Origin of the sequence: Micromonospora cabrerizensis, from assembly GCF_022230955.1 — a bacterium.
GTDB lineage: Bacteria > Actinomycetota > Actinomycetes > Mycobacteriales > Micromonosporaceae > Micromonospora > Micromonospora cabrerizensis.
Genome location: NZ_JAKKFI010000127.1, coordinates 1 through 8,090 on the forward strand (window position 1 = coordinate 1; position 8,090 = coordinate 8,090).

At 74.8% G+C, this 8,090-nt stretch carries 6 protein-coding genes and 2 pseudogenes; 7 read left to right on the top strand and 1 reads right to left on the bottom strand.

Annotation, left to right across the window (positions count from 1 at the left end; translation table 11 throughout):
- The 5 genes and pseudogenes from LADH09A_RS30995 to LADH09A_RS31015 form a co-directional block, all read left to right on the top strand.
- Window positions 1-198 (top strand): annotated as a pseudogene (locus tag LADH09A_RS30995) (hypothetical protein); the annotation flags it as partial.
- 66 nt (window positions 199-264) lie between these two features.
- Window positions 265-1,272: a cytochrome d ubiquinol oxidase subunit II gene (locus LADH09A_RS31000; protein WP_238649218.1), complete on the top strand. Its 1,008-nt coding sequence runs from the start codon at window positions 265-267 to the stop codon at window positions 1,270-1,272.
- The gene (gene cydD / locus LADH09A_RS31005; RefSeq protein ID WP_238649219.1) at window positions 1,269-2,945 is read left to right on the top strand and encodes a thiol reductant ABC exporter subunit CydD; all 1,677 of its coding nucleotides are present in this window, start codon (window positions 1,269-1,271) and stop codon (window positions 2,943-2,945) included. The genes LADH09A_RS31000 and cydD overlap by 4 nt, the downstream gene beginning before the upstream one ends.
- On the top strand, window positions 2,942-4,729 hold the full coding sequence (gene cydC, locus LADH09A_RS31010) for a thiol reductant ABC exporter subunit CydC (protein ID WP_238649220.1): 1,788 nt from the start codon (window positions 2,942-2,944) through the stop codon (window positions 4,727-4,729). Before cydD ends, cydC begins: the two co-directional genes overlap by 4 nt.
- A gap of 69 nt (window positions 4,730-4,798) precedes the next feature.
- Entirely contained in the window at window positions 4,799-5,503 is a 705-nt protein-coding gene (locus tag LADH09A_RS31015) for a permease prefix domain 1-containing protein (protein ID WP_238649221.1), read from the top strand.
- A gap of 60 nt (window positions 5,504-5,563) precedes the next feature.
- Here LADH09A_RS31015 and LADH09A_RS31020 read toward each other — a convergent pair whose 3' ends face one another.
- Entirely contained in the window at window positions 5,564-5,905 is a 342-nt protein-coding gene (locus LADH09A_RS31020) for a PadR family transcriptional regulator (RefSeq protein WP_238649222.1), read from the bottom strand.
- Window positions 5,906-6,065: 160 nt separating this feature from the next.
- Between LADH09A_RS31020 and LADH09A_RS31025 the strand changes: the two genes are divergently transcribed.
- Together LADH09A_RS31025 and LADH09A_RS31030 are read left to right on the top strand one after the other, a co-directional pair.
- Complete coding sequence (locus LADH09A_RS31025) at window positions 6,066-7,070, top strand: SatS C-terminal domain-containing protein (protein ID WP_238649223.1); 1,005 nt, start codon at window positions 6,066-6,068, stop codon at window positions 7,068-7,070.
- A gap of 39 nt (window positions 7,071-7,109) precedes the next feature.
- A pseudogene (locus tag LADH09A_RS31030) lies at window positions 7,110-8,090 on the top strand (transposase); the annotation flags it as partial.

Sequence of the window (8,090 nt, forward strand, 5' to 3'; positions counted from 1 at the left end):
GCGCCGGTGATGCTCGCCTCGCTGATCGGGTTCAGCCTGCTGCTCGGCACCCTCGCCGTCACCAACTGGGTGCTGCTCGCCCGGCACGCGGCGCGGGGCGCGGCCGACCCGGCACTCGGCCGCCCACCGGCGCCGCCGACCGAGTCGGCCCACCCCGAACCGGCCTTCGCCCGAGGCACTGAGGCACTGAGCAACTGAGGCACTGAGGCACTGAGCAACTGAGGCACTGAGTAACTGAGGTATTGAGGAACTGAGGAGAAGACCGTGGACCTCGCCTGGTACGCCCTGCTCGGCCTCTTCTTCGCCGGCTATCTGGTGCTCGCCGGCTACGACTACGGCGTCGGGCTGCTGCTCGCCCGTGGTGGCGGCCCCGCGCTGCGGCGGGAGGCGCTCACCGCGCTCGGCCCGTTCTTCCTCGGCAACGAGGTCTGGCTGGTGGCCGCCGTGGGCATCCTCTTCGGTGCGTTCCCGGTGCTGGAGGGCGAGTTGCTCTCCGGCTGCTACCCGGCCGTGGCCGGTGCCCTGGTCGGCGTCATCCTCGTCACCGTCGGGGTGCAGCTGCGCAGCCGGCCCGCCGACGAGCGGATCCGCGCGCGCTGGGACCGCGTCGTCATGATCGGCAGCGCCCTCGCCGCACTGGGCTGGGGGGTGGTGCTCGCCGCGCTGCTCCAGGGCGTACCCCTTCAGGCTGACGGACACGTCGCCGGGGTGTCGCACCTGGCCACCCCGTTCGCGGCCGCCGTCGGGCTGGCCATGGTCGCCCTGGTCGCGGTGCACGGCGCGACCTTCCTCGCGCTGCGCCTGTCGGCCGACGCCGCCGCCGTGGTCGGCCGCACGGCCCGCCGACTGGTGCCGGTGGCGCTCACCGCGGTCGCCCTGGCCACCGTCGTGGGCCTGCTCTCCGCCCGGGTACGCGACGCAGTCCAGCGGCCGACGGCGGCCGTACTCCTGCCGGTGCTGCTCGCGGCGGCGCTGCTGGCGGCCCGCGCGGCGCTGGCGCGGCGGCGGCCGGGGTGGGCTCTGGCCGCCACCGGCGCGGCCCTGGCACTGCCGGTGGTGCTGGTCGGGGCGGCCCTCTGGCCCTACGTGCTGGTGTCCACGACCGACCCGGGCGCCTCGCTGACGGTGGCCGACGCCGCCGCGAGCGCACCGACGCTGCGGCTCCTCGGCTGGGTGGCGCTGCCGCTCCTTCCGGCCCTACTAGGCTTCCAGGCGATGTGTTGGTGGGTTTTCCGAGGACGGACCGACGGCAGGGCACCGGTGTACTGGTGAAGCGCCGTCCGTTCGACCCGCGTCTGCTGCGCCGGGTCCCTGCGGCCCGGCGCGATCTTGCCGTGCTCGCGCTCCTGGGGGTGCTCGCCGCCGGGTTGATCGTGGCGCAGGCCACCGCCCTCGCGGCGGTGCTGGCCACCGCGATCGACGGTCGACTGGACCGGCCGGCGCTGGCTGCCTTCGTGGTCACGGTCGCCGCCCGCTCCGCGCTGGTGTGGGCGCAGGGCACGGTCTCGGCGCGGGTCGCCGCCACGGTCAAGGCTGCGCTGCGGGCCGACCTGCTCGGCGCGGTCGGCCGACACGGGCCCGGCTGGGTGGCCGGGCAGCGGGCCGGTCAGATCGCCACGCTGGCCGGGCGCGGGCTGGACGCGTTGGACGCCTACTTCACCGGATACCTGCCGCAGCTGGTGCTCAGCGTCACGGTGCCGCTGGCGGTGCTCGCCCGGGTCGTCTTCGCCGACTGGAGTTCGGCGCTGATCATCGCGCTGACCCTGCCGCTGATCCCGGTCTTCGGCGCCCTGCTCGGCTGGCAGGCCCAGGCCGCCACCGAACGACAGTGGCGGCGGCTCTCCCTGCTCGGCGGGCACTTCCTGGACATGGTCGCCGGGTTGCCCACGCTGCGCGCGTTCGGGCGGGCCCGGGCGCAGACCGAGGTGGTGCGCCGGATGGCCGACGGGCACCGCGTCGCCACCATGAAGACGCTGCGGATCGCGTTCCTCTCCGCGCTGGTGCTGGAGCTGGTCGCCACCCTGTCGGTGGCCCTGGTGGCGGTGCCCGTCGGCATCCGGTTGCTCGGCGGCGGGCTGGCCCTGCAGACCGCGCTGCTGGTGCTGCTGCTCACGCCGGAGGCGTACCTGCCGCTGCGGGCCGCCGGCAGCCGCTTCCACGCCAGCATGGAGGGGCTCGCCGCGCTGGACGAGGCGCTGACCATCTCGGCCGCGCCCACCGCACCCCGGGCCGCCGAGGGCGCCGCCGTCCCGGACGCGCGACGTGACATCCGGTTCGAGGGGGTGACCGTCGCGTACGAGCGGACCACCGCCCTGCGTGACGTGACCCTGACCATCCGGGCCGGCGAACGGATCGCCATCATCGGGCCCAGCGGGGCCGGCAAGAGCACGCTTCTCGGCCTGCTGCTCGGCTTCGTGACCCCGACCAGCGGCCGGATCACCGTGGACGGGGTCGACCTCGCCACCGCCGACCCGGACGCCTGGCGTCGGCAACTCGCCTGGGTGCCGCAGCGCGCTCATCTCTTCGCCGCCTCGCTGGCCGACAACATCCGGCTCGGCGCACCGGACACCACGCCCGACGCGCTCGCCGCCGCGGTGCACGACGCCGCCCTGGACGACGTGGTTGCCGGCCTGCCGGACGGCCTGGACACCCTGCTCGGCGAACGCGGCCACGGGCTGTCCAGCGGGCAGCGGCAGCGCTTGGCGCTGGCCCGGGCGTTCCTGCGGGCCGCGCCGGTGGTGCTGCTCGACGAACCCACCGCCCGCCTGGACACGGCGGCCGAGGCGGTGGTGCTCGACGCCACCCGCCGTCTGGTCGCCGGGCGCACCGCGCTCCTGGTCGCGCACCGACCGGCGCTGCTGGCCGACGCCGACCGGATCCTGCGGGTCGAGGACGGTCGGGTCACCGAGCTGACGCCCGAGCCGACCGGGAAGGTCGCCCGATGAGTACGGCACACGGATCGGCACCGGTGGACACGGCACCGGCCGGGCGGACCGCCGCCGAGCGCGCAGTGCTGCGGCTGGCCCGCCCGTACCTGGGTCGGCTGGTCGGTGCCGGGCTGCTCGCGGCCGCCACCGAGTTCGCCGGGCTCGCCCTGATGGCCACCGCCACCTGGCTGTTGATGAGCGCGGCCGGCCAGCCTCCGCTGGACCGGCTCACCGTGGCGATCGTCGCGGTCCGGGCGCTGGCGATCAGTCGTGGTGTGTTCCGCTACAGCGAACGGCTCGCCGGGCACGACGCGGTGCTCCGCATGATCACGGACGTGCGGGCCCGGGTCTTCGCCACCCTCGCCGCCCGGCGTGGCACCGCACACCGGTCGGGGGACGTGCTGAGCCGGCTGGTCTCCGACGTCGAGGCCGTCCAGGACCTGCTGCTGCGGGTGCTGGTCCCGGGCTCGGCGGCGGCCCTGGTCGGTGTGCTGGCGGTCGCCGTGGCGGCGCTGATCTCACTGCCCGCCGCCGGTGCGCTCGCCGTCGGGCTGCTGGTCGCCGGGGTGGCGCTACCCGCGCTGGCCACCGCGGTCACCCGCCGCAGCGCGGCCCAGGTGGCTCCTCTGCGCGGCGCGCTGGCCACCGACGCGATCGACCTCACCCACGGCGCAGCCGACCTGGCCGCTTTCGGGGCCACCGACGCCACGCTGCGCGCCGCCACGCAGCGCGCACGCCGGCTGGCCCGCCTGGAACGTCGGCTGGCCGCCACCGGGTTCGCGGTGGACGCGGCCGGGGTGCTGACCGCCGGGCTGACCGCCGCGGCGGTGGTGCTGGCCGCGCTGGCCGCCGACGTGTCGGGGGTGCTGGTGGGTGTCCTGGCCGTCGGCGCGCTGGCCGCCGTCGAGGTGACGCTGGCACTGGTCACGGCGGCCCGGCAGTGGACGCAGCTGCGGCCCGGTCTGGCCCGGGTGGCCGACCTGCTGGAGGCCGGCACGGCGACTGCCCCGCCCACGGCCGGGATGACGGACCTGGTCGGTCCCCACGAGCTGCGCTTCCTCGACGTGACCGTGCGGTACCGGACCGGCGCGGCACCCGCCCTGGACGGCGTCAGCCTGGACCTGCCGCCCGGGCGTCGGATCGCGGTGGTCGGCCCGAGCGGCGCCGGTAAGAGCACCCTGGCCGCCGTCCTGACCGGCGCCGTCCGGCCGGTGTCCGGCCGGGTGACCCTCGACGGTCACGACCTCTCGGCGTACGCCGAGGAGGCACTGCCCCGCGCGGTCGGCGGCCTGCTGGCCGAGGCGTACGTGTTCCACGCCACGGTGCGGGAGAACCTGCTGCTCGGGCGGGCCGGGGCGGACGAGGAGGCGCTGACGGCCGCCACCGCCGCCGCGGGCCTGCTGGAGTGGGTACGCGCCCAGCCGGCAGGTTGGGACACGCTGGTGGGCGAGGAGGGCGGGCAGCTCTCCGGTGGCCAGCGGCAGCGGCTGGCGCTCGCCCGGGCCCTGCTCGCCGCGCCGCCGGTGCTGGTGCTCGACGAGCCCACCGAAGGTCTTGATCCGGCCGCCGCCGACGCGGTGCTCGCGTCCACCCTCGCCGCCACCCCCGCCGGGCACTCGGTGCTGCTGATCAGCCACCGACTCAGCGGGCTGGCCGAGCTGGACGAGATCGTCGTCCTCGACGGCGGCCGGGTGATCCAGCGCGGCCGGCACGCCGACCTGGTCGCCTCCCCGGGCTGGTACCGGGACCAGTGGCTGCTCCAGGCTGCGGCCGAACGGGGTTACCTGGCACTGGCCCCCTGACCGGGGCTCGGGGACGGACCAGGGTTCTCCCCGACGTCGGGGCTCCGTGGTCCGTGGCAGGGTGGTGCCATGCCGCACCGTGAGGACGTGTTGGTCGACGAGCACCTGCGGGAGTTGGCCGCCCGGTTGCAGGGGCCGACGCGACTCAAGTCCGACCTGCTGACCGAGGCCCGGCACGGGCTGCTCGACGCCGTGGAGGCGTACCGCGAGAGCGGTGTGCCGTCCACGGAGGCGCAGCGCCGGGCCGTGGTCGAGTTCGGCTCGCCGGCGCAGGTCCTCCCCTCCTGGCAGGCCGAGCTGGCGGTCGGTGCCCTGCGCGGGCTCTCCCTGCGGATGCTGGCGATCGCCGGGGTCGGGGTGGCCGCCGGAGATCTGACCTGGCGCGGGTCGAGCTGGAGCAGCGGCCCCCGACCGCCGGCCGGCTACCTGCTGCTCTCCAACTCGGTCGACTGGATCTGGATGAGTTCACTGCTGCTCGCGGTGGCCGGTCTGCTGGTGGTCGCGGCGAGTGCCCGTTCGACACGGCCGGGTCTGGCCCTGGCGCAACGCGCGGTGGGCGCCGGCCTGACCGGGATGCTGGCTCTCGCCATGATCGCCGGCTGCGCCCTGTTCGCCTGGTCGATGACTCTCTGGGACGACGCGCTGCGGTGGCCGCCGATGATCATCGGTGCGGTGCTGGTGGGCGGCGCCTACTTCTCGCTGACCCGTGCGGTCCGCGGCTGGTTGCAGGCCTCCGCCCGCCGGGCGGAGGCGCTCGCCAGCCCGGCCCACTGAGCCACGTCGCCGGTGTCCCGGCCCCGGTGCCCGCGCCCGGTGGTCGCCGGCTCGACCGGGTCAGGCCGGGGTGGTGGGCGGGCTGCCGGGGTCGAGGAACCGACCGACGGTCAACTGGAAGTCTTGCCAACCCGCGCGCTCCCCGGCCAGCGCCCGCTGGCCGGAGTCGGTGAGCTGGTACGTCCGTCGTTCCCTGCCGTTGACGGTGCTCCAGGTGCTCGCCACGTGCCCGGCGCGCTCCAGGCGACGCAGCGCCGGATAGATGGTGCCGGTGGGCAGATCCAGAGTGCCCTCGCTGCGCGCGCGCAGCGCCTCGATGATGGCGTAACCGTGCAGCGCGCCCTGTTCGAGGACGGCGAGCAGCAGAGCGTCGAGGTGGCCGTGCAACGCCTGGGCCTTCATGCGTAGCTACGCTACTTGTCGAACGGCCGGTTCGCCAGCGCCCGCCACCAGCAGGTCGAATCCGAGCGCCACGCGGCCACCGGGGTGCGGGCATCGGTCACCCAGGGCCGCCGACTAGGGTATGTGCCCAGAGTCACTCGCCGGTCAGAGACCCCGGCGGGTGGGCAACCCGAAGCACACGGAGGTCAGCGTGGCCCGCCAGTCGCCCCAACGGCCCGACGCCGACGAGCCCGAGCTCGACGACACCACCGGCGCGGCCGAGCCAGATGAGACCGACGGCCCCTCGGCCCCGGTCGACCGTGCACTCTGGGACGAGCTGCGCATCGACCCGGTGGAGATCGCCCTGCCCGCCGGCACCGGCTTCACGCTGCGGGCGTACCGGCCGGCCAGCTCGCTGACCCCGACCGACGTGACCGAGCGCGACCTGGACGACCCCTTCCTCGCCCGACGTCAGGTGATCGAGGAAGAGGACGAGGACGACGAGACCGTCGTCATCCTCGACGAGGACCTGGCCGAGGAGTTCGCCGACGACGAGGACGAGTCGACGCGCCGCCGCCGCGACGGCAACGCCGACGCCGACGACGAGGACGAGTCGACGCGCCGCCGCCGCGACGGCAACGCCGACGCCGACGACGCGGACGACGAGGCCGACGAGGACGCCACCGACGAGGCGGACGACGAGGAGGTGCCGGTCTTCCTCAGCAACCAGGGCAAGCTGCTGCTGTTCAAGACGCCCGAGTCGTTGGTCAGTTTCATCCGGTCCGGTGCGCCCAACGATCTGTCCCAACTGGACAGCTGGAATGAATTGTCCGAACGGGTGGAGCCCGCAGATATCGCGCCCCTCGAAGAGGACACCTACGAGCTCGACCTCGTCGTGGAGAACCTGCGCGGCGGGCACGACACCTGGGATTCGACCCTCCTGATCGAGGCAGGCGAGGCCGCGCGTGACCTCTCGTACGCATTGCGGCTGCCTGCGGTACTCGACATGCTCTCCGCCGGCTCCAGCCTCGACGACCTGGACGAGGCGCTGCGTGCCACCGCCAACGGTGGGATCGGCGCTTTCATGGGTCGGCGGCGGCTGAAGAAGATCGGTGCGCAGACCGCGAGTTTGGGTTGGCGCACCATTGTCGGCAAGATCTCTGCGGTGGTGGACTGGCGCGACTGACCCGTACCGGGGAGCATCAGTTGCTGGCAGAGGAAAGACCTGTCCCGGGAGGAGGACGACGCCGTGGCGCTCGTGCGCGTTTACTGCGGTCTGGCCTCGGCGGATCCGGCTGACCGACCGGCCTCCGCCGGTTCGACGCTGACGTCCGCTGTGGTCGACGACGCAGGCCGTCTGCTGCATGTCTGCGAGATCAGCGACGAGGCCGCTGGCTACGCCCAGCTCGTCGCGCTGCTCGTGGAGCGGTCGGGCGGGCCGAGCGGTGCGGCCATCGCCGCCGACAGCGACGACCACACGGTCATCTCGCTGTTGAGCGCGGCGGGTCGACCTCTGGCGATCGCCGACGACGACTCGGTGGACGACTTCGCCGAGCGGTTCGCCGACGACGACTCCCTGGAGGAGATGCAGTCGCCTCCGGCCGAACGACGGGCCGTCGGCCTGGCTCGCGCGTTGCAGGCGGGCGCGCTCTCGGCCGTCACCCTGCCGGCACCCCGGGATCTCGCCGGCTACAAGCAGGTGCTCGCCGCGCACGCCGCGCTGGCCAGCGGTCGACACTCGGCCGCCGTGGCCCTGCGCGAGGTTCTGCGCGAGCTCTACCCGGCGGCCCTTCGTGCGTACCCGGACCCGGCCGAGCCGGTCTCGTTGGCAGTGCTGGACGCGCTGCCCGAGCCGGGAATGCTCGGCGGCACCGTCGCCCGGGGCCGCGAGGTGTCGGTCGCGGCGGACGCCATCGCCGCGCACCTCGCCGCCGACGGGGTGGCCGACGCCGACGAGATCAACGAGGCGGTCACCGCTCTGCGGGTCGCCATCTCCGAAACGCCGCGGCGCGCCGCGGTCAACCGGGCGCTCACCTCCGCGGTCGCCGAGACGGTCCGCCAGGCCGTCGCCGCCGTGCGGGCCTGCGACGCCGGCTGTGAGGCCCTGGTCAGCGCGCTCGGCTCCCGGGTGACCGCGCCCGCCCAGGCACCCGGCCGCCGTGCCGCCGCCCGCCGTGGCGAGTCGGTCGGCGAGCTGACCGGGCTC